Consider the following 20,738-nt stretch of genomic DNA (forward strand, 5'->3'; position numbering starts at 1 on the left):
AGCTGGCAGATGAACATCAAGGCCGACTTCCCGACACTCATCGAAGAGATCGACTACGGAACGCCGGAGTCGAAAGCGACAAAGCAGGTCACGCTGACCGTCGACGGGCAGAGCATCACCGTGCCGGAAGGCACGTCGATCATGCGCGCGGCGATGGAAGGCGGGGTCGAGATCCCGAAACTCTGCGCGACCGACATGCTGGACTCCTTCGGCTCCTGCCGCGTCTGCCTGGTCGAGATCGAAGGGCGTGGCGGCACGCCGGCCTCCTGCACGACGCCGGTCGGCGAAGGCATGGTGGTGCGCACGCAGTCCGAGCGGCTTGACGCCATCCGCCGCGGCGTCATGGAGCTTTACGTCTCCGACCATCCGACCGGCTGGCACGAGAAGGCCGGAACCGGCGCCAGCGAGTTCGACGTGGTGGCGAGGTCGGTCGGTCTCTCCGAAAACCGTTACGGCGTCGAAGGCCGCAACCACGTCAAGGAACAAGGCGGTGTCGCGCCCGGCCATGGCTCGCTGGCCGTCGACTATATCGCCCGCGACGAATCGAACCCCTATTTCACCTACGACCCGGCGCAGTGCATCGTCTGCTCGCGCTGCGTGCGTGCCTGCGAGGAAGTACAGGGCACCTTCGCCTTGACCATCGAGGGCCGCGGCTTCGAGTCGCGCATGGTGGCCGGCATGCACGAGGATTTCATCGCTTCCGAATGCGTGTCCTGCGGCGCCTGCGTGCAGGCCTGCCCGACCGATGCGCTGCGCGAGAAGACCGTGCTCGAAAAGGGCATGCCGGAGCGCTCGGCCGTCACCACCTGCGCCTATTGCGGCGTCGGCTGCTCGTTCAAGGCCGAGGTGAAGGATGACGAAGTCATCCGCATGATGCCCTACAAGGATGGCATGGCTAACCATGGCCATTCCTGCGTCAAGGGCAGGTTCGCCTATGGCTACGCCACGCACAAGGACCGCATCCTGTCGCCGATGGTTCGCGAGAAGATCACCGATCCGTGGCGCGAAGTGACCTGGGAAGAGGCGATCGCCCATACGGCGAAGGAATTCCGCCGCATCCAGTACCAGTACGGACGCACCGCGATCGGCGGCATCACCTCCTCGCGCTGCACGAACGAGGAGACCTACCTCGTCCAGAAGCTGGTGCGGCAGGGCTTCCGCAACAACAATGTCGATACATGCGCCCGCGTCTGCCATTCGCCGACCGGCTACGGGCTCGGCCAGACCTACGGCACTTCAGCCGGCACGCAGGATTTCGATTCGGTCGAGTTCACCGACGTTGCCGTCATCATCGGCGCCAATCCGGCTTCGGCCCACCCGGTGTTCGCCTCGCGGCTGAAGAAGCGGCTGCGCCAGGGCGCCAAGCTGATCGTGCTCGATCCGCGCCGCACCGAGATGGTCAAGTCGGCGCATGTCGAAGCCGACTATCACCTGCCGCTGAAGCCCGGTACAAACGTTGCCGTGCTGACGGCGCTGGCGCATGTCATCGTCACCGAGGGCCTGTTCGACGAAGCTTTCATCCGCGAACGCTGTGACTGGGCGGAATTCCAGGACTGGGCGTCCTTTGTCGCCCTGCAGGAAAACAGCCCGGAGGTTGTCGGCAAGCTGTCCGGCGTCGATCCCGAGCTGATCCGGGGTGCTGCGCGCATGTACGCCAAGGGCGGCAATGGCGCGATCTATTACGGTCTCGGCGTCACCGAGCACAGCCAGGGCTCGACCACGGTGATCGCGATCGCCAACCTTGCCATGGCCACCGGCAATATCGGCCGGCAAGGCGTCGGCGTGAACCCGCTGCGCGGCCAGAACAATGTGCAGGGCTCCTGCGACATGGGCTCCTTCCCGCATGAGCTGCCGGGCTATCGCCATATCTCGGGCGAAGCGGTGCGCGACATCTATGAGAGCCTGTGGGGCGTGAAGCTGGACGATGAGCCGGGCCTGCGCATCCCCAACATGCTGGATGCCGCCGTCGACGGCTCGTTCAAGGGCATCTACATCCAGGGCGAGGACATTCTGCAGTCCGATCCCGACACCAAGCATGTCGCCGGCGGCCTCGCCGCGATGGAATGCGTGGTCGTGCACGACCTCTTCCTCAACGAGACGGCGAACTACGCGCATGTCTTCCTGCCGGGTTCGACCTTTCTAGAGAAGGACGGCACCTTCACCAATGCCGAGCGCCGCATCAACATGGTGCGCAAGGTCATTGAGCCGAAGGCGCGCTACGCCGACTGGGAAGCGACGCAGGAGCTTGCCCGCGCCATCGGGCTCGACTGGAACTATACGCATCCGTCGCAGATCATGGACGAGATCGCCAAGACCACGCCGAGCTTCGCCAATGTCTCCTTCGATCTGCTCGACCGTGTCGGATCGGTGCAATGGCCGTGCAACGAAAAGGCGCCGCTCGGCACGCCGATCATGCATGTCGACGGCTTCGTGCGCGGCAAAGGCAAGTTCATCCGCACCGAATATGTGGCGACCGACGAGCGGACCGGGCCGCGCTTCCCGCTGCTGCTCACCACCGGCCGGATTCTGTCGCAGTACAATGTCGGCGCGCAAACCAGGCGCACCGAGAACGTCATGTGGCATGCCGAGGACCGGCTGGAGATCCATCCGCACGACGCCGAAGTCCGTGGCGTCCGCGAAGGCGACTGGGTGCGGCTGGCGAGCCGTTCGGGCGAAACCACGCTGCGTGCGCTGATCACCGACCGCGTCTCGCCGGGCGTCGTCTATACGACCTTCCACCACCCGGACACGCAGGCCAACGTGATCACCACCGACTTCTCGGACTGGGCGACCAACTGTCCGGAATACAAGGTCACCGCCGTGCAGGTGGCGCCGTCCAACGGCCCGACCGACTGGCAGAAGGACTATAACGAGCAGGCGCAGCAGAGCCGTCGTATCGCTCCGCTGGCGGCGGCGGAGTAGTCTTGACCGCGCGGCGCAAAGCCACGACGCAAATCTCGCGGCTGGCGCATCGCGCCGGTGGCACCGCCGCCGCGAGCCGGATGGTGCCGGAAGAGACGCCGGTGGCGTTCTCCTTTGCCGGCACCACGCATGCGGTGATGATGGCGAGCCCCGCCGATTTCGAGGATTTCGCGCTCGGCTTCTCGCTGACCGAAGGCATTATCGCCGACGCAAACGAGATCGAGGCGATCGAAGTCGAGGATCTCGGCGCCGGCATCGATATCCAGATCCGGCTGAAGGACAAGGCCAACACGCGTTTCCAGGCGCGGCGGCGCAGGCTGGCCGGGCCGGTCGGCTGCGGTCTGTGCGGCATCGAATCCATCGAGGAGGCAATGCGCTCGGTCGACGCGGTTAGTGCGTCACGGCTTACGCTTCAGGCGGAGGATATTGCAAGTGCCGTCCGCCTGCTGTCGAAGGTGCAAAAGCTGCACGCGGCGACCGGCGCGGTGCACGCGGCCGGCTTCTATGTTCCCGGCAAGGGCATCGTGATGGCGCGTGAGGATGTCGGCCGCCACAACGCGCTGGACAAGCTCGCCGGCGCGCTGGCCAAGGCCGGCGTCGACGGTTCGAGCGGCGCGGTGGTCGTGACCTCGCGCGTTTCGGTCGAGATGGTGCAGAAGACGGCTGCCATCGGTGCCGCGATCATCATGGCGGTTTCGGCGCCGACCGCGCTTGCCATCCGCACGGCAGAGACCGCCGGCATGACGCTGGTGGCACTGGTGCGCGGCGACGATTTCGATATTTTCACCCACCCCGATCGGGTGGCTTCCGGAGTTGCCAAGCATGTCGCATGACGAAGACCACATCACCAGCACCAGGGAAAAGCTGGTGCGCATGGCCAACCAGATCGCGACCTTCTTCCATTCGAAGCCGCGCGAGGAAGGCATTGCCGGCATTGCCGAGCATATCAACAAGTTCTGGGAGCCGCGGATGCGGCGCCAGTTCTTCGAGATGCTGGACGCCGGCACCGAGAATTTCGACGAGCTGGTGATCGCCGCCTCGGCCAAGATCAAGCGGCCGCCGACACCGGAACAAGCCGACACGAGCATCGGCTACACCAGACCTGTGCAGGCCGAGAACGCCGCTCCGCAGAAGTAGCCCGGCAGGCGGTTTTCGGCCACCAAAGGTCTTACATTTCCGCTCCCTAAAGTTTGGCTGCCGCAAACGGCCAGCCTCTGCTATGGTCGGCGACAGGAAATCGTCTGGCCGGCGGGGTAGTTTGCGTGAGGCCGATCGAGACCAGATACGCCCGCAGCGGGGATGTGCGGATCGCCTATCAGGTGGTCGGCCAGGGCTCGTTCGATCTGGTCTTCGTGCCGGGCTTCATCTCCAATCTCGACCTGCACTGGGAAGACGAGGGCTACAGCCGCCTCTTGAAGCGGCTGTCCGCCTTCTCGCGGCTCATCCTGTTCGACAAGCGCGGCACAGGTCTCTCGGACCGCGTCGACGCCCACCACCTGCCCAGCCTCGAAACGCGCATGGACGACGTGCGCGCGGTGATGGACGCCGCCGGCAGCGGCCGCGCGGCGATCCTCGGCGCCTCGGAAGGCGCGCCGATGGCGATGCTGTTCGCCGCCGCCTATCCGGAGCGGACGCGGGCGCTCGTGCTCTATGGTGGCTACGCGAACTTCCACAAATGGGTAATGCCGCCGGAACGGCTGGAAGCGTTCATCGAGACGGCGGAAACATCCTGGGGTACCGGCGCCACTTTGCCCAATTTCGCTCCGGGCCGGGTCGACGATACGCATTTTTTGCAATGGTGGGCCCGCTTCGAGCGGCTGTCGGCCAGCCCGACGGCCGCGGCAGCACTTGCACGCATGAACGCCGATATCGACGTCCGCAATATACTCGGGACGATCAGCGTGCCGACATTCCTGATCCATCGCCGTAACGACGCCCGCGTCGACCCCGACGCCAGCCGCTTCCTGGCCAGGAAGATCGCCGGCGCCCGCCTGGTCGAGATTTCGGGTCGCGACCACCCGATCTGGACCGGCGACGTCGACCGCGTGGCCGATCTGATCGAGGAATTCCTGACCGGAGAGCCAGCGGTAGCCGATGTAGAACGGGTGCTCGCCGCGCTGCTGGTGACACGCATCTATGACACCACGAGGCTTGGCGATCGCTTGTGGAGCGAACGCAGCCTGCGCTTCCAGGAGAACTGGCGATTGCTGGTCGGTCGCCATGGCGGGCGTGTCGCCGGAACGCATGGCGAACTGATGATCTCGCGCTTCGACGGCCCGGCCCGCGCCGTGCGCTGCGCGGCGCTGCTGCGCGAGGCGGCCCAGGAAATCGGTGTGGCAAGCGCGCAAGGGACGCATGTCGGCGAGGTCGAAGTGCGCGGGCCGCCGACGGGGCTGACGGCGCGTGTGACAATGCAGCTTGCCGCCCATGCCGAACGTGGCCACATCCTCTGCTCACGGCTGGTCGCCGACCTGGCTGCGGGTTCCGGGCTGCATTTCACCGACGCCGGGCGCATCAGCCTCGACGAACTGGACGAGCCGCTGGCGCTGGTGCAGGTGACGGCCGAACAGCATCTTGAGCCGGCCTGCCGCCCCAAGCCTAAGCCGGCCGAGCCGACAGCACTGACGGCTCGCGAAAGCGAGGTGGTGAGCCTGATCGCCGACGGCAAGAGCAATGCCGCGATCGCCGCCGAACTCAGCCTCAGCGAGCACACCGTCAAGCGCCATGTCGCCAACATATTGCTCAAGCTCGACCTTCCGTCGCGGGCGGCGGCAGCGGCATTCTCGGCCAGACACGCTGGCCCGGACGGGCCATGAGAGCCATGGCGCTTTCGGGCGAAGCGGTCGGGGCGCCGTAGGAGGTATCAATTCTCCCCATGCAGGCCACGCGATGCAGCCACGAAGGCACTGCGAATGGAGGATGAAATGCTGAAACTGACTAGCAAGATCGGATTGCTGGCATTTGCCGCGGGCACATTGCTGGCCATCACCGCCGCGCGGGCCGAAGACGCTTCGGCCGTCGCCGCCTACAAGGACATCCAAGCCACGCTCGGCACAGTGCCCGACATGTTCAAGACGCTGCCGGACGTCGCGGTCGCCGGCGCCTGGGCCGAAATCAAAGGCGTGCAGCTCAATCCGAACACCGCTCTCAACGGCAAGACCAAGGAGTTGCTGGGGCTCGCGGTCGCCTCGCAGATCCCCTGCCAGTACTGCATCTATTTCCACACGCTGGCGGCCAAGGCGAACGGCGCGAGCGACGAGGAGATCAAGGAGACCATCGCGATGGCGGCGATCGTGCGCCACTGGTCGACGATGCTCAACGGCAGCCAGGTCGACCTTGCCACCTTCAAGAAGCAGACCGACGACCTGTTCGCGGCAGTCAAGGCCAAGTCGCAGTGAAAAACCCGCAGCCCGGCGATCGTGCCGTGCTGCGTTCCCAGCAGTCGAACGCCCGGTCAGACGGGCCATGGAGAGAAGAAATGTTGACCAAGACAAAGACAGTGGACGGCGCGGCGATCAAGAAGGCGATCGAGGGTCGTGACGGCAAGCTGCTGTCGAGCTTCTACACCGACGATGCGCTCGTGCGCGTCGTCGACCGTAACAACCCGCCGAGCAAGCCGCGCGAGATCCGCGGCCGCGCGGCGATCAGCACGTTCTGGGACGACATCTGCAGCCGGGCGATGACCCACAAGGTCGATACCACGATCGCCGAGGGCGACAACCTCGCCTTCATGCAAGCCTGCGCCTATCCGGACGGCACGAAGGTGGTGTGCGCGGCGATGCTGGAGTTGAAGAACGGCCTCATCGCGCGGCAAACCGTGGTGCAGGCCTGGGACGAATAGATCAGCCACGGACAAATCAACACAATCGTGAGGGAGAACCGACATGTTCAGCGCCAGATGGCAGATCGACGCCAAGTTTGGGCACAAGCAGACCGCACTTGAGCTGATGCGGAAATGGGAGCGCGAGATCGGCTCGCAGGTCGGGCTCGCCGACTTGAAATTCCGGCTCATGACGGGCTCGATCGGCGCACGCGAAGCGACGATCGAGTCCCATCACGAGGTCGAGAGCCTGGCCCAGTTGGAGGAACTCTTCGCCAAGATCGCCAAGATCGACGCGCATGCCAAATGGGGCAAGGAATTGGAGCCCTATGTGGTGTCGGGCACCAGCCTCTGGCAGATCTTCCGGATCGTGGAATAGCTGCATCGTCGAAGAGTCGGGGCCGAGAGGCGGCGGCGAACACGAAAGGCACGAGTGGCCGCGACCCGGGCGGCCGCTCGTCATCACCCGATCGACCCAAGGCCAGGGACCGAACACCCGGTACGGCCTGTCCCGGCGGCCGCCCTGGCTGCCGCGGCATGGCTCTCCTGGGCCATGCCTCGCTGGTCCTTTCGGGCGAAGCGGCAAGGATCGGATTGGTGCAATGTGCTCTTCCTGCACCATCCAACGCACCCGCCTGTCGAGGCGACATAACGAAGCAACAAATGCGTCGCGCCGACGCCGCATGGCGCTGGCGCAATCAAGGGAGCAACAACAATGACCGACGAAGCCCATGCAAAACTGCGTGAAAGCCTGCGCGGGGAGGTGATCCTGCGCGACGATGCCGGCTATGACGAGGCCCGCAAGGTCTACAACGGCATGATCGAAAAGCGCCCGCTGCTGATTGCACGCTGCGCCGATGTCGCCGACGTGATCACCGCTGTGAAATACGCGCGCGACAACGACCTGCTGATCGCGGTGCGCGGCGGAGGGCACAACGGCGCCGGGTTGGGGATTTGCGACAACGGCCTCGTCATCGACCTGTCGATGATGAAAGGGGTCCATGTCGACCCGAAAACGCGCACCGTGAGGGTCGCGCCCGGTTGCACTTCGGGTGACGTGGACCATGCCACCCATCCTTTCGGGCTCGCTGTTCCGTCCGGCATCGTCTCGACCACGGGCGTTGCCGGTCTTACTCTCGGCGGCGGGACGGGCTATCTCACGCGCAGATACGGCCTCACCATCGACAATCTGGTCGAAGCCGATCTGGTGCTGGCCGACGGCAGCGTGGTGACAGCCAGCAAAAGTGAGAATCCCGACCTGTTCTGGGCACTCCGAGGCGGCGGCGGGAATTTCGGCGTCGTGACCAGCTTCCTGTTCCAGGCCCATCCTGTGAATATGATCTTCGGCGGCCCGGTATTCTGGGAGGCCAAGGACGCTCCAGCCGTCATGCGTGCCTATCGCGACTACCTGCCGGCGGCACCGGAAGATCTCGGCGCTTTTGTCGGCCTGAAGTCCGTTCCCTCGACCGATCCCTTCCCGCGCGAGTACTGGGGTAAGCGCGCCTGCGCCATCATCTCCTGCTACAACGGCACGGAGGAGGACGGGCGCAAAGCCATGGCGCCGCTGCTGGACAATTTGCCGCCGCCGATCTTCAACTGGATGGGCGTGATGCCATTCCCAGCCTTGCAGGCGCTATTCGACCCGCTGCTTCCCAAAGGCCTGCAATGGTACTGGAAGGGTGATTTCGTCAAGTCGCTTCCCGACGACGCCATCGCGACCCATATCGCGCAGGCCGCCGAGGCGCCGAGCGAATTGTCGCTTATGCATCTCTATCCGATCGACGGCGCCGTTCGCCGCGTCGGCAAGAACGAGACGGCATGGAACGCGCGCGACGCAACATGGTCGATGGTCATCGCCGCCATCGATCCCGATCCGGGCAAGGCCGCCGACCTCACCAAGTGGGCGAAGAACTACTGGGCGAGCATCCACCCCCACAACGGCGAAGGCGGCTACGTGAATTTCATGATGGACGACGAAGGAGAAGCGCGCGTGCGTGCGAGCTATGGCTCAAACTATGAGCGGCTGAGCCAGGTGAAGCGAACATATGACCCCTTCAATGTCTTCCGGGTCAATCAGAACATCAAGCCCGCGACATCGGCGGAGCAGGGCAGGACAGCCGCATAGCTACCGTATCCTAGCCGCTGCAACGGCACGGTGACGGCCCTCCCGACAAGAAGGGTCGTCACCGCCGCGATCCGATAGTCTCGCCTTCACGGGAAGAGCACGAATTACCGGTGCGCCACCATCACATGGCGCACCGCTGTGTAGTCCTCCAGTGCATAGAGCGACATGTCCTTGCCGTAGCCGGACTGCTTGAGGCCGCCATGCGGCATCTCGTTGGTCAGCATGAAGTGGGTGTTGATCCAGGTGCAGCCATATTGCAGGCGGGCGGCGGTCGCCATGGCGCGCGAGACATCCCTGGTCCACACCGACGAGGCAAGGCCGTAGTCGCTGTCGTTCGCCCAGTTCACTGCTTCGTCGACTTCCGCGAAGCGGGTGACCGAGACGACGGGGCCGAACACTTCGCGGCGCACGATCTCGTCTTCCTGCAGCGCCCCGGCGACGACCGTCGGCTGGTAATAGAAGCCGGAGCCCTCGCCCGGCTTGCCGCCGGTGGTGATCTCGATGTGCTTCAGTTCCGATGCGCGCTCGACGAAGCTCGACACGCGGTCGCGCTGACGGCGCGAGATCAGCGGACCGATTTCGTTCTCGGTATCGTCCGGCTGGTTGTATTTGATCGTCGAGACGGCGGAAGAGAGGTCGGCGACGAGCTTGTCGTAGATCTTCTTGCCGGCATAGATGCGGCAGGCGGCGGTGCAGTCCTGGCCGGCATTGTAATAGCCGAAGGCGCGCAGGCCGTTGACCACGGCGCCGAGGTCGGCGTCGTCGAAGACGATGACCGGCGCCTTGCCGCCGAGCTCCAGATGCGTGCGCTTGACCGACTTGGCGGCCGCCTGCAGCACCTTCTTGCCGGTGGCGACGTCGCCGGTGATCGAGATCATGTTGACCTTGGGGTGGTTGATCAGCGTGTTGCCGACGCTGTCGCCGCGGCCGAGCACGACGTTGACGACGCCCTCGGGCAGCACATCGGCGAGGATTTTCGCCAGCTTCAGCGCGGTCAGCGGTGTCTGCTCGGACGGCTTGAAGACGACCGTGTTGCCGCCGCCGACCGCGGGCGCCAGCTTCCAGGCCATCATCATGAGCGGATAGTTCCAGGGCGCGATCGAGGCGACGATGCCGATCGGGTCGCGCCGAACCATCGAGGTGTGGCCCGGAATATATTCGCCGGCCACCTGGCCGGGCATCGAACGCACCGCGCCGGCAAAGAACCGGTAGCAGTCGACGATCGCCGGTATCTCGTCATTGAGCACCGCATTGATCGGCTTGCCGCAGTTAAGCGCCTCGAGCGCCGCGAACTCCTTCGCTTCGGCCTCGATGCGGTCGGCAATCTTCAGGAGATAGCCGGAGCGCTGCGCCGGCGTCGTGCGCGACCAACTGACGAACGCTTGTTCGGCGGCCAGCACCGCCGCCTCGATCTGCGCCGGGCTGGCTTCAGGCAGGTTGAGGATCGTCGCCCCGGTCTTCGGATTGAGGATCGGCTCCTCGGTCTCGGTGCCCTTCTCGAATTTCGAGCCGATCAGCATCTGGGTGTCCATTGGGGTTCTCCTTGAAGAGAGTGAATGGTGATTGGTGGATGGCGAATGGTGAGTAGTCGGTAGTCGGTAGTCAGTAGTCAGCGACCGGTCTGGATTCATTCTTCTATTCACCATTCACTATTCACTACTCACTGTTTTTCATTTCCCGCTCCCAGCGATCTGGTCGCCGTCGCGGGTCAGGTAATAGGCAAAGAGGATCGGCAAGAGCGTCACCAGAACGACGACCATGGCCACGACATTGGTGACCGGGCGCTGGCGCGGGCGGATCAGTTCCTCCAGCATCCAGATCGGCACTGTCTGCTGCTGGCCGGCGGTGAAGGTGGTGACGATGACCTCGTCGAAGGACAGCGCGAAGGCGAGCATGCCGCCGGCAAGCAATGCGGTCGCGATGTTGGGTAGAACGACATGCCGGAAAGTCTGGAAACCGTCGGCGCCGAGATCCATCGAGGCCTCGATCATCGAGCCGGACGTGCGGCGGAAGCGGGCGACGGCGTTGTTGTAGACGACGACCACGCAGAAGGTGGCGTGGCCGAGCACGATCGTCCAGAACGAGAACGGGATGTCGGCCAGCGCAAAGGCGGACCGCAACGCGATGCCGGTGATGATGCCGGGCAGCGCGATCGGCAGGATGACCAGCAGCGAGATGGCCTCGCGGCCGAAAAAGCGGGTTTGCGAGACGGCGGCGGCGCAGAGCGTGCCGAGCACCAGCGCGATCGCCGTCGAGATGGCGGCGACGCGAACCGACAGCGACAGCGCCTCCCAGACGTCCGGCCGGTTCCAGGTGACGGCGAACCATTGCGTGGTAAGCCCTGGCGGCGGCCAGACGAAGCTCTTCTCTTCCGTCGTGAAGGCGTAGACGAAGATCAAAAGGATCGGCAGATGCAGGAAGAGCAGGCCGCAGGCGGCGGCGATCTTCAGGCCTAGCGGAGCATTTTGACCACGGTCAGAGCGCATCGAAAGCCCCCATGCGCTTGGCACCCCAAAGGTAGAAGCCCATGATGACGATGGGCACCACGGTGAAGGCGGCGGCGAGTGGGATGTTGCCGGCGGTGCCCTGCTGTGAATAGACGGCCTGGCCGATGAACAGGCGCGAGGTGCCGATGATCTGCGGGATGATGTAGTCGCCGAGCGTCAGCGAGAAGGTGAAGATCGAGCCGGCGACGATGCCGGGCAGCGCCAGCGGGAACAGCACGTTGCGGAAGGTCTGCCCCGGCGAGGCGCCGAGATCGGACGAGGCCTCGACCAGGTTGCCGGGCACGCGCTCGAGCGCGGCCTGAACCGGGAGGATCATGAAGGGCAGCCAGACATAGACGAAGACGATAAAGGTGCCGGTGAAGGAGACGGACAGCGAGTTGCCGCCGACGATCGGCAGCGACAGCCAGCCGTCGAGCAGCCATAGAAGGTCGAGCTTGGCCAACAGCCAGGTGAGGATGCCTTCCTTGGCCAGGATGAGCTTCCAGGCGTAGATCTTGACCAGGTAGCTCGACCACAGCGGCAGCATGACGCCGAGATAGAACAGCGCCTTCCAGCGGCCGCGCGCGTAGCGCGCCGCGTAATAGGCGATAGGGAAGGCGACGACCGCCGAGGCCAGCGTGACGAGCGCCGCCATCGTCACCGTGCGCAGGATGATGTCGAGGTTGGCGGCCAGTAACAGGTCGCCATAGGTCTTCAGCGTGAACTCACGGTTGATGAGGCCGGAGAACTCGTCGATCGAAAAGAAGCTCTGCGCCAGAAGCGCGAACAGCGAGCCGATGTAGACGATGCCGAGCCATAGCACCGGCGGCAGCAGCATCAGGAACAGCAGGAATTTCGGCCGGCGCCAGAAGAGATCGGAGAACGCGCCGCGCAGGCCCCCGCTGCCCGGCAGGATGGCGGGGGGCGGGTTGGATTGAACAGCGGCGATGGTCATGAGGCCACCGCCATGTCGATTGGATCGATCGCGGCAAGGCCGAGTTTCGTCACACCCCCCTCTGTTCTGCCGGACATCTCCCCCGCAAGGGGGGAGATCAGCAGCTTGTCTGCCCCGCCAGTTCTGCAACGTCGAAAATTGGCGAAGCCCGTGGCGACGGCCAATCTCCCCCCTTGCGGGGGAGATGTCCGGCAGGACAGAGGGGGGTGCTTCGCGCAAACCTCAATCATGCCTGCTCATCCATCAGGTGCAGGCTCTCCCGGTTGAAGGTCAGCATGACCGCCTCGCCTTCCGCGGGCAGCGACGTTCCCGCCGGCACCACCGCATGCAGCCTCAGCCCGTCGGCGTCGAGCGCCAGCCTTGTCGTCGCGCCGAGATAGTTGGTCCCGACAAGCCGCGCGGCAACGCCGTCGCCGCTTGCCGCGCTTGAAACGCGGATGGATTCCGGTCGCAGGCTGCCCCAGCGATGCTGGCCGGAGTAGCGCTGGACGAAATCCGGCGGCAGCACGTTGGACGAGCCGACGAAATCGGCGACGAAGCGCGTGTTCGGCCGCTGGTAGATATCTTCCGGCGTGCCGACCTGCATGATCTTGCCGTCGTTGAAGACAGCGACACGGTCGGCCATCGAAAGCGCCTCGCCCTGGTCGTGGGTGACGAAGACGAAGGTGATGCCGAGCACCTTCTGCAGCGACTTCAATTCCTCCTGCATGTTCTCGCGCAGCTTAAGGTCGAGCGCGCCGAGCGGCTCGTCGAGCAGCAGCACCTTGGGCTGGTTGACGAGCGCGCGGGCGAGCGCGACGCGCTGGCGCTGGCCGCCGGAGATCTGGCCTGGGCGACGCGTGCCATAGCCCGGCAGGCGCACCAGCGACAGCGCCTCCTCCGCTGCTTGCAGCCGTTCGGCCTTGGCGACACCCTTGACCATCAGGCCATAGGCGACGTTGTCGAGCACGTTGAGATGCGGGAACAGCGCATAGTCCTGGAAGACGGTGTTGACGTTGCGGCGATAGGGTGGAACGCCTTCTGCGCGCTCGCCGAAGATCGAGATCGAACCTGCCGTCGGCTGCTCGAAGCCGGCGATCAGCCGCAGACACGTCGTCTTGCCGGAACCGGACGGCCCGAGCATGGCGAAGAACTCGCCCGCAGCGATGTCGAGATCGACCGCGTCGACGGCGCGCACGCTGCCGAAATGGCGCGAGACTTGTTTGAAGGAAACGGCAGAGGTCATGGGCCTGTCTGTCTATTGCCGGGTCTGAGGAAGGCGAGTTCGCACGCCGCCCGATCTCCCCTTTGTGGGGAGGTCGCGGCGGAGCGACGGGTGGGGGTGACCTGCAGCGGCCGAGCAGCCCCTACCCCGACGCTACGCGTCGACCCTCACCACAAGGGGGAGGGTAAGGTTCGTTACCGGCCGCCTATGACGCCGATATAGTCCGACACCCAGCGGTAATAGGGCACGCACTGGTTGTTCTGGCTGGCGCATTTGGTCACCGGCGTCTTCCAGAACTTGATCTTGTCGAAATTGTCGTAGCCATTGGTCTTGCAACCTTCGTCGGTCAAAAGCTCATTACCCTTGCAGGCGGCAGGCACGACGGGCAGCGAACCGAACCAGGCCGAGACATCGCCCTGGACCTTCGGCGCCAAGGAATGCTCGAGCCACATATAGGCGCAGTTCGGGTGTGCGGCGTCGGCTTCCATCATGGTGGTGTCGGCCCAGCCGGTGACACCTTCTTCCGGCACGGTCGAGGCGACCGGCTTCTTGGCGGCGACCAGCGTGTTCACCTGATAGGGCCAGGAGCCGGAAGCGACCACGCCCTCGTTCTGGAAGTCGTCGACCTGGATTGCGGCATCATGCCAGTAGCGGCCGACCAGCGTACGCTGCGTGCGCAGCAACTCGAGCGCCGCCTTATACTGATCTTCGTTGAGCTCGTAGGGATCCTTGATGCCGAGTTCCGGCTTGTGGAACATCAGGTAATTGGCGGCGTCGGCGATGTGGATCGGGCCGTCATAGGCTTGGACCCGGCCCTTGTTCGACTTGCCGTCGGGCAGCTTCATTTCCTCGAAGACGACGTTCCAGCTCTTGGGTGCTTCCTTGAAGACATCGGTGTTGTACATCAGGATGTTCGGGCCCCACTGGTACGGAACGCCGTAATGCACCTTGTCGACGGTGAACCAGGGCGCGTCCTTCAGGCGGTCGTCGACAGTTTTCCAGCTTGGGATCAGACCTGTGTTGATCGGCTGCACGCGCTTGCCGGCGACGAGGCGCAGCGAAGCATCGCCTGAAGCGGTGACGAGGTCGAAGCCGCCCTCGTTCATCAGCGAGACCATCTCGTCCGAGGTGTTGGCGGTCTTGACGTTGACCTTGCAGCCGCTTTGCTTTTCGAAAGCCGTCACCCAGTCATAGCCCTTGTCGGTCTCGCCGCGCTCGATATAGCCCGGCCAGGCAACGATGTTGACTTCGCCCTCGCCCTTGCCGACTTCCTTGACCTGGGCCATGGCCTGACCCGAGAAGGTCAGCGCGACAGTCAACGCCGTGCACGACTTCAGGAATGCATTCATCGTCGATCTCCCATTTTGGCGCATGACCCCGAAACCGCTCCGGTTTTCGGAAAGGATCATGCGCAAACTCAAAATGTCAGGGCACACTTTGCCCTGACGGCAGCGCTCTCAGGGCGCGGCTTTGTTCCCTGAGCAAAAAGTGCTGTGAAAAATCCGGTTTCGCAAATTCATTTATCAGAAAGCCGATATCGGTTTTTCCGATATTTCTCTTTGACGCAACCCCGGACGGAAGGCTACGGCGAAGCCGCCGAACCCAACCGTTTCACATTTTCCTGGAATTGCTCCGATCAGAGCCGCTGGCGAACCATGCGCTGCGATTGCGCGAGGCCGATGAAATCGCGCGCCGACTGCGGCAGGCTGGAGCCGCGGCGCCAGACCATACCGACCTGGACCACCGGTAGCGAGCCGGAAATGTCGCGCGATTCGATGCGGTCGCCTTCGAGCGACCAGGGCCGGTAGACAAGGTCGGGCAGGAGCGCCACGCCGGCGCCGGTAGCGACGAGGCTGCGCACTGCCTCGACCGAGCGGGTGCGGAACGCTACATGCGGCCGCGCGCCGATCGCCGACAGCAGCTTGCCGGTGTTCTCCTCGATCTCGTCGACGGTGAGCATGATCAGCGGCTCGGAAGCGATATCGCTGATGCCGATGATGTCGGCGCTGGCGAGCCGGTGGCTGAGCGGGATCCACAAGCGGTAGGCCGAGACTTCGAGGATTTCCGACTGCAGCGCGGTGCGATCGCGCAGGTTCGACGTGACCATGACGGCAATGTCGAGCTTGCCGCCGACCAGAAGGTGCTCGAGATAGTCGCCGTTGTCCTCGATGGCCGAGACCTCGACGCCTGGATAGGCGCGGCGGTAGCGGGCGAGCAGGTCGGACAGCACATAGCCGGCGACCAGCGAGGTGACGCCGAGCTGCAGGCGGCCGCCGGCAACGGCCTGCTCGCTGGAGAAAGAACGGCGTGCATCGGAGACATCGGCCAGGATCTTGGTCGCGTGCCGCAGGAACTGGTGGCCCTTGTGGGTGATGTTCAGCCCACGCGGATGGCGCTCGAAGAGCTCGACGCCGAGATCGCTCTCCAATTCCTTGATCGCCTCGGTGACCGAGGACTGGGAAATCGACAGGTTCTGCGCGGCGCCCGAGACGGTGCCCTGCTCGGCGACGGCGACGAAGAACTGCAATTGGCGGATTGTGAAAGCCATGGCCGGACTAAACACCGGCACGCGTGGGAAAGAAAGCCGGCGCAGCCGCCTTGCGCCGGCAGCTTTTACCCTCCTGCCGGTCTGACGCGACGCCAGTGGGCGCGCAGCGCAATGAGAAACGCGACTTCCAGCGCGAGCACGATGGCCATGATGCGAAACGCCACCGTGAGCAGATCGTGGAAGCTGTCGCGCATCGCATAGCCGGCGAGAAGGAAGCCGGCGTTCCACAGCATTGCGCCAAGCAGGGTGGCGAGCGTGAAGGGCAAAGCCGGAAGCCGCAAGGCGCCGGCGGCGATCGGCAGATAGTTTCGCACCGTGGGCACGAACTGTGCCAGCAGCGACGCCCGCATGTGGTTGCGGCGGTAGGCGCCAGAAAAACGGAGATAGGTTTCGTGGCGCAGGAAAATATAGCGGCCGAAACGCCGGGCCAGAACGTCGGCGCGCGCCGGCCCCAGCCGGCCGCCCAGAGCGTACCAGAACAGGCAGCCGGCCGTCGAAGCCAGCGTCGTCACCGCCAGCAGGGCGCCGAGCGCCGCAAGGTCGGACGCCCGGGTCATGCCGAGAAAGAGCAGCAGGACATGCGACGGCGGCACCGGAAGGATCTTTTCGGTGAAGGCCAGACAGGCAGCGCCGAACAGGCCGAGCCCCAGCAACGCCGACACGAGATCGGTCATGCGAAGCGCCAATCATAGGTGCTGAGGCTCTTGATCCTGGAGACGCGATAGACCGTCGCCGGCGGGAAGTTGCGGAAGGTGCCGCCGATGCGCACAGCTTCAAGGTCGAGCCTGTCGAGGACTGCCTGATCGAAGGGGCATCGGCGGCCAAAGGTAAACTGGTAAAGTGCCGCGCCCGGCCGAAGACTGGCAAAGACACCTTCCAGAATTGCGGATGATTTGCGCGGCGATATCAGGCGAAACGGCAATCCACTGACCGCCGCGCCGACGACTGGGCCATCGAACAGCGACAGATGGCGCAGGCTGGCCGCATCCATCTCGAAGATGCGCGCCGACGGGAAACGGCGGGTGAGCAGCGAGGCGAAATCCGGGTCGGACTCGACCAGCGTCAGGTCGTTTTCGCGGACGCCGCGCCCCAGCAAGGCGCGCGTGAAGGGACCGGTGCCCGGCCCAAGCTCCAGCACCGGGCCGGTATCGGGACCGATCTCGCGCGTGATCAGCGCCGCCAGGCTCGGGCTGGAGGGCGCGACCGAGCCCATCCGGAACGGCGCCAGCGTCCAGGCCATCAGGAAGGACAAAGCGTCATTTGCAGGCATGTTGACCTCATTGCTTACGCGGGCGATTCGGTTGCCCGGCATTCGACGAGGGCTGTTTGCGGGTGCGGCATTGCATGGACATTGCGCATGGCGGAGCTTGCCGAAAGAAAGGCTCGACGCCGGCAGCGAGAACTGGCGCCATGTTTGCGCAATCTTGGCGCGATAGTCGGCCGGCAAGGGATTGTAAGTGGTGGGACTGTAAGAGGTTTTGAATGCGTATCCTGCTGGTCGAGGACGAGCCGGAAATGGTTTCGGCGCTGCGCGCGGCACTGAGGCGGCACGACATGGTGGTCGACCATGCCGGCTCGCTGCTGGAAGCGGAAGGATTCGTCGCCGTCGACGGTTATGACGCGATCCTGCTCGACCGGCAGTTGCCGGACGGCGACGGTCTGACGCTGGTGCCTAAGCTTCGCGCCGCGAGGAATACGACGCCGGTGCTGATGTTGACGGCCAGGGGCGATACCATCGACAAGGTCGAAGGGCTCGACATGGGCGCCGACGACTATCTGGCCAAGCCCTTCGCCTTCGAGGAACTGCTGGCGAGGCTCAGGGCATTGCTGAGACGCCCGGCGGCGATCGAGACCCAGACGATCCGCGCTGGGCACCTTTCGCTCGACGTCGGGCATCGCGAGGCGTCGATCCGCGGTGAGCCGCTCAGCCTGCCGCGGCGCGAACTGCTGGTGCTGGAGGCGCTGATCCGGCGCACCGGGCGCATGGTGCAGCGCGAGGCCTTGATGGAAGCAGTGTTCGGCCTCGACGACGAGATCCAGTCCAACGCGCTCGACACCCATGTCTCGCGGCTGCGCCGCAAGCTTGCCGATGCCGATGCCGGCGTGACGATCAACGGCATTCGCGGCGTCGGCTATCTCCTGCGCGAAACGACATGAGCGCCAGGCGATGAGCATCAAACGCCCGCGTTCGCTGAAATGGAGCCTGGTGCTGCGCATCGCCTTGCTGCAATGCGCCATGCTGACGCTGATCATCGTCGGCATTCTCGGCGCCATGCTGGCCACCGGCATCATCCCACACGACTATGAGGACGGCACAATGGACGTGCTGGCGGATGCCGTGGCGCGCGACGCTGGCGGCAAGCTGGTCCTGCGTGAGACTCCGGATGTCACGAAGCTGCGCGCCGGGGTTCCCGACCTCTGGTTCATCATCCGCGACAAGCAGGGGCAGGGGCTTCAGGAAGGCACGGTGCCGGTCATTTTCCAGACTTTTGTCGGACTGCTGGACAACATCAGCGACGCCCGTATCGACAATTCGATCGGCGAGAGCGCCCCACCGGATGCAAAGATCCGCTGGACCGACACCGCCGCCGGGAACGTCCAGATTTTTACCGGCACCAAAGGCGGGCTTTCGCTGCTGCGTTTGCTCGGGCAGGCGCCGCAATTCTTCCTGCAGGGCATATTGCCACTCGCCGGGCTGATGGCGCTGGCGACGCTGTTCGCGACGCCATGGGTGGTGCGCGGTGCGCTTTCGGGCCTTGGCAACGCTGCCCGGGCTGCAGGACAGATCGAAATCGACCAGCGCGGCGTGCAGCTGCCGCTGGACGGCGTGCCCAAGGAAGTCACCCCGCTGGTCGATGCGGTCAACGCGGCACTGTCGCGGCTCGATGCCGGTTACGCGCGGCACAAGCGCTTCCTGACCGATGCAGCGCATGAACTCAGAACGCCGGTCGCCATCCTCAACACGCGGCTCGCCGCGCTGCCGGCGACGCCGGAGCGGGCGCGGCTTCTGCAGGACGCCGCACGGCTGTCGACGCTTGCCGATCAGCTGCTCGACCTGCAGCGGCTCGACCGCCAGGCCGAGCATTTCGGGCCGGTCGACCTGGTCGCCATCGCGCGCAACGTCGTGGTCGACCTGGCTCCGATGGCCTTCGCCGCCGGCTACGAGATGTCGTTCGAGCCGGCCAGCGAAAAGCTCATTGTGCGCGGCGACCGCACGGCGATCGAACGCGCCGTGACCAATCTTGTCCAGAACGCGATCGACCATGGCGGCAAGGCCGGCCGGATCACCATCAGTGTGCGGCCGCCCGCGGCGATCGAAGTGCAGGACGAAGGCAACGGCGTGCCGACATCCGAACGCGAGCGCATCTTCGAGCCGTTCTACCGCTTGCATCCGCAGAACCATGGCGCCGGCCTCGGCCTGAACCTGGTCCGCGACCTGATGCAGCTGCATGGCGGCAAGGTCGAGGTGCTTGACGGCAAGGACGGCGGCGCCTGTTTCCGGATGATTTTTCCTGCCGCGCCGGCCGCTTAATTCAGCTTCCAAACAGTCTTCGCAGGCAAGAGCGATTTGCCTCCATGGCCGGGGTCGCGGCGCATCGGTCGCTGGTTTCGGCTAGCTGCTTGTTTCTTGGGTAATTTTCAGGCCGTCGCAATGGCCAAGCGCGCGCCGGCCTGGCTCAGCGCGGCGGCGATGTCGCGCGGCGGCGGCTGGTCGGTCGCAAGCTCGGAAAAGCCGTCGAAGCCGCAGACCCGAACCAGGCCCTGGCGACCGAACTTGGTATGGTCGGTGATGACCAGCGAGCGCTGACCGCGCGACAGCACCTTGCGGGCGAATTCCGCCTCGTCCAGGTCATAGTCGGTCAGACCGGCGGCGGCATCGACCGCGCCGATCGAGATCACCGCATGATCGACCGAAAAGCGGCTGACGAACTCGATTGCCGAAATGCCGAAAGCCGCGCCTGAATCGCTGCGCAGCTCGCCGCCCGCCATATAGACCCTGTTGCCGTTCACCGTCGCCAGCGTGCGGGCAATGTCGGAGGAATTGGTGACCACCGTCAGCCGGCGATGCCCCAGCAGTTCACGCGCCAGGAAGGATGTGGTCGTGCCGGTGTCGAGCATGATCGCCTCGCCATCGCGGATCGTGGCCGCGACCATCTTGGCGATCAGGCGCTTGGCTTCGGCATTCTCGCGCATGCGCCGCTCGAACGGCGCCTCGCCCACCATCGAGGCAAGGCCCACGGCGCCGTGCATCTTCAGAACCGACCCGTCATCGGCAAGCGGCTTGACGTCGCGCCGCACCGTTTCCAGCGAGACGCCCAGCCGTTCGGCGAGGCTGGCTATGGTGATTGTGCCCTCCTCCTTGAGAAGCCGCAGGATTTCGCCATGCCGTTTCGAATGGATCATCTGAATGTCCGGGGTTTTTGACCGAATTTAAGGTTTCAGCAACGCTTTGAAAGGAGGCGCTTATATTTTCGGGCAAAACACCCAAAAAAGGTCACAGCTTTTGATTGACAGCTCTGCCACCCCGGCGTGAAACTGACGCAAGTGTCAGGCTCGGAACTGCCACGGGAGGGTGATGGCAGAGCCGCAACCTAATGACCAGATCGTCTGGAACCAGCCAGACTCGGGCTTTTGTCGAATCCGCGGGGGCGGACGCCGGGATACTAAACCTGGCCAA

General features: G+C 64.6%; 19 protein-coding genes. 10 read left to right on the forward strand and 9 right to left on the reverse strand.

The annotated features are described in order from the left end of the window. The first annotated feature begins 9 nt into the window (after positions 1-9). The 8 genes from fdhF (at position 10) to ACWGS9_RS13045 (ending at position 8,867) form a co-directional block, all read left to right on the forward strand. The gene (fdhF, locus tag ACWGS9_RS13010; RefSeq protein ID WP_454505630.1) at positions 10-2,922 is read left to right on the forward strand and encodes a formate dehydrogenase subunit alpha; all 2,913 of its coding nucleotides are present in this window, start codon (positions 10-12) and stop codon (positions 2,920-2,922) included. 2 nt (positions 2,923-2,924) lie between these two features. Then, complete coding sequence (gene fdhD / locus ACWGS9_RS13015) at positions 2,925-3,755, forward strand: formate dehydrogenase accessory sulfurtransferase FdhD (protein WP_454505631.1); 831 nt, start codon at positions 2,925-2,927, stop codon at positions 3,753-3,755. Next, positions 3,745-4,059 (forward strand): formate dehydrogenase subunit delta, encoded by a 315-nt coding sequence (locus ACWGS9_RS13020; RefSeq protein WP_454505632.1) that lies wholly within the window; start codon positions 3,745-3,747, stop codon positions 4,057-4,059. Before fdhD ends, ACWGS9_RS13020 begins: the two co-directional genes overlap by 11 nt. A gap of 125 nt (positions 4,060-4,184) precedes the next feature. Further along, positions 4,185-5,738: an alpha/beta fold hydrolase gene (locus tag ACWGS9_RS13025; RefSeq protein WP_454505633.1), complete on the forward strand. Its 1,554-nt coding sequence runs from the start codon at positions 4,185-4,187 to the stop codon at positions 5,736-5,738. A 108-nt stretch (positions 5,739-5,846) separates the two neighbouring features. Then, positions 5,847-6,320: a carboxymuconolactone decarboxylase family protein gene (locus ACWGS9_RS13030; protein ID WP_454505634.1), complete on the forward strand. Its 474-nt coding sequence runs from the start codon at positions 5,847-5,849 to the stop codon at positions 6,318-6,320. Positions 6,321-6,400: 80 nt separating this feature from the next. After that, entirely contained in the window at positions 6,401-6,763 is a 363-nt protein-coding gene (locus ACWGS9_RS13035; protein ID WP_320308772.1) for a nuclear transport factor 2 family protein, read from the forward strand. 43 nt (positions 6,764-6,806) lie between these two features. Beyond that, positions 6,807-7,121: a hypothetical protein gene (locus tag ACWGS9_RS13040; RefSeq protein WP_454505635.1), complete on the forward strand. Its 315-nt coding sequence runs from the start codon at positions 6,807-6,809 to the stop codon at positions 7,119-7,121. Between the two features lie 336 nt (positions 7,122-7,457). Continuing rightward, positions 7,458-8,867, forward strand: coding sequence for an FAD-binding oxidoreductase (locus ACWGS9_RS13045; protein ID WP_454505636.1), 1,410 nt, complete (start codon positions 7,458-7,460; stop codon positions 8,865-8,867). A gap of 104 nt (positions 8,868-8,971) precedes the next feature. Here the strand turns inward: ACWGS9_RS13045 and ACWGS9_RS13050 are convergent, their stop codons facing one another. The 8 genes from ACWGS9_RS13050 to ACWGS9_RS13085 form a co-directional block, all read right to left on the reverse strand. After that, positions 8,972-10,399 carry a gamma-aminobutyraldehyde dehydrogenase gene (locus ACWGS9_RS13050; protein ID WP_454505637.1) on the reverse strand — a complete coding sequence of 476 codons (1,428 nt, stop codon included), beginning with the start codon at positions 10,397-10,399 and terminating at the stop codon, positions 8,972-8,974. Between the two features lie 138 nt (positions 10,400-10,537). Further along, a complete protein-coding gene (locus ACWGS9_RS13055; protein ID WP_454505638.1) occupies positions 10,538-11,353 on the reverse strand; it encodes an ABC transporter permease in 816 nt (271 codons plus the stop codon). Next, positions 11,343-12,308 carry an ABC transporter permease gene (locus ACWGS9_RS13060; RefSeq protein WP_454505639.1) on the reverse strand — a complete coding sequence of 322 codons (966 nt, stop codon included), beginning with the start codon at positions 12,306-12,308 and terminating at the stop codon, positions 11,343-11,345. Before ACWGS9_RS13060 ends, ACWGS9_RS13055 begins: the two co-directional genes overlap by 11 nt. Before the next feature lie 226 nt (positions 12,309-12,534). Beyond that, positions 12,535-13,533 carry an ABC transporter ATP-binding protein gene (locus ACWGS9_RS13065; protein WP_454505640.1) on the reverse strand — a complete coding sequence of 333 codons (999 nt, stop codon included), beginning with the start codon at positions 13,531-13,533 and terminating at the stop codon, positions 12,535-12,537. Positions 13,534-13,706: 173 nt separating this feature from the next. Beyond that, positions 13,707-14,861 carry an ABC transporter substrate-binding protein gene (locus ACWGS9_RS13070; protein ID WP_454505641.1) on the reverse strand — a complete coding sequence of 385 codons (1,155 nt, stop codon included), beginning with the start codon at positions 14,859-14,861 and terminating at the stop codon, positions 13,707-13,709. Between the two features lie 287 nt (positions 14,862-15,148). After that, positions 15,149-16,060: a LysR family transcriptional regulator gene (locus tag ACWGS9_RS13075; protein ID WP_320215083.1), complete on the reverse strand. Its 912-nt coding sequence runs from the start codon at positions 16,058-16,060 to the stop codon at positions 15,149-15,151. Between the two features lie 65 nt (positions 16,061-16,125). Next, positions 16,126-16,734 (reverse strand): DedA family protein, encoded by a 609-nt coding sequence (locus ACWGS9_RS13080; RefSeq protein ID WP_454505642.1) that lies wholly within the window; start codon positions 16,732-16,734, stop codon positions 16,126-16,128. After that, positions 16,731-17,330 (reverse strand): class I SAM-dependent methyltransferase, encoded by a 600-nt coding sequence (locus ACWGS9_RS13085; RefSeq protein ID WP_454505643.1) that lies wholly within the window; start codon positions 17,328-17,330, stop codon positions 16,731-16,733. The genes ACWGS9_RS13080 and ACWGS9_RS13085 overlap by 4 nt, the downstream gene beginning before the upstream one ends. Positions 17,331-17,542: 212 nt before the next feature. Between ACWGS9_RS13085 and ACWGS9_RS13090 the strand changes: the two genes are divergently transcribed. Beyond that, positions 17,543-18,217, forward strand: a complete 675-nt coding sequence (locus ACWGS9_RS13090; RefSeq protein WP_454505644.1) for a response regulator transcription factor — start codon at positions 17,543-17,545, stop codon at positions 18,215-18,217. 10 nt (positions 18,218-18,227) lie between these two features. Further along, positions 18,228-19,592 (forward strand): sensor histidine kinase, encoded by a 1,365-nt coding sequence (locus ACWGS9_RS13095; RefSeq protein ID WP_454505645.1) that lies wholly within the window; start codon positions 18,228-18,230, stop codon positions 19,590-19,592. Between the two features lie 107 nt (positions 19,593-19,699). Here ACWGS9_RS13095 and ACWGS9_RS13100 read toward each other — a convergent pair whose 3' ends face one another. Then, on the reverse strand, positions 19,700-20,464 hold the full coding sequence (locus ACWGS9_RS13100) for a DeoR/GlpR family DNA-binding transcription regulator (RefSeq protein ID WP_454505646.1): 765 nt from the start codon (positions 20,462-20,464) through the stop codon (positions 19,700-19,702). Between the last annotated feature and the right edge of the window lie 274 nt (positions 20,465-20,738).

Source organism: Mesorhizobium sp. Arg314, from assembly GCF_053714275.1.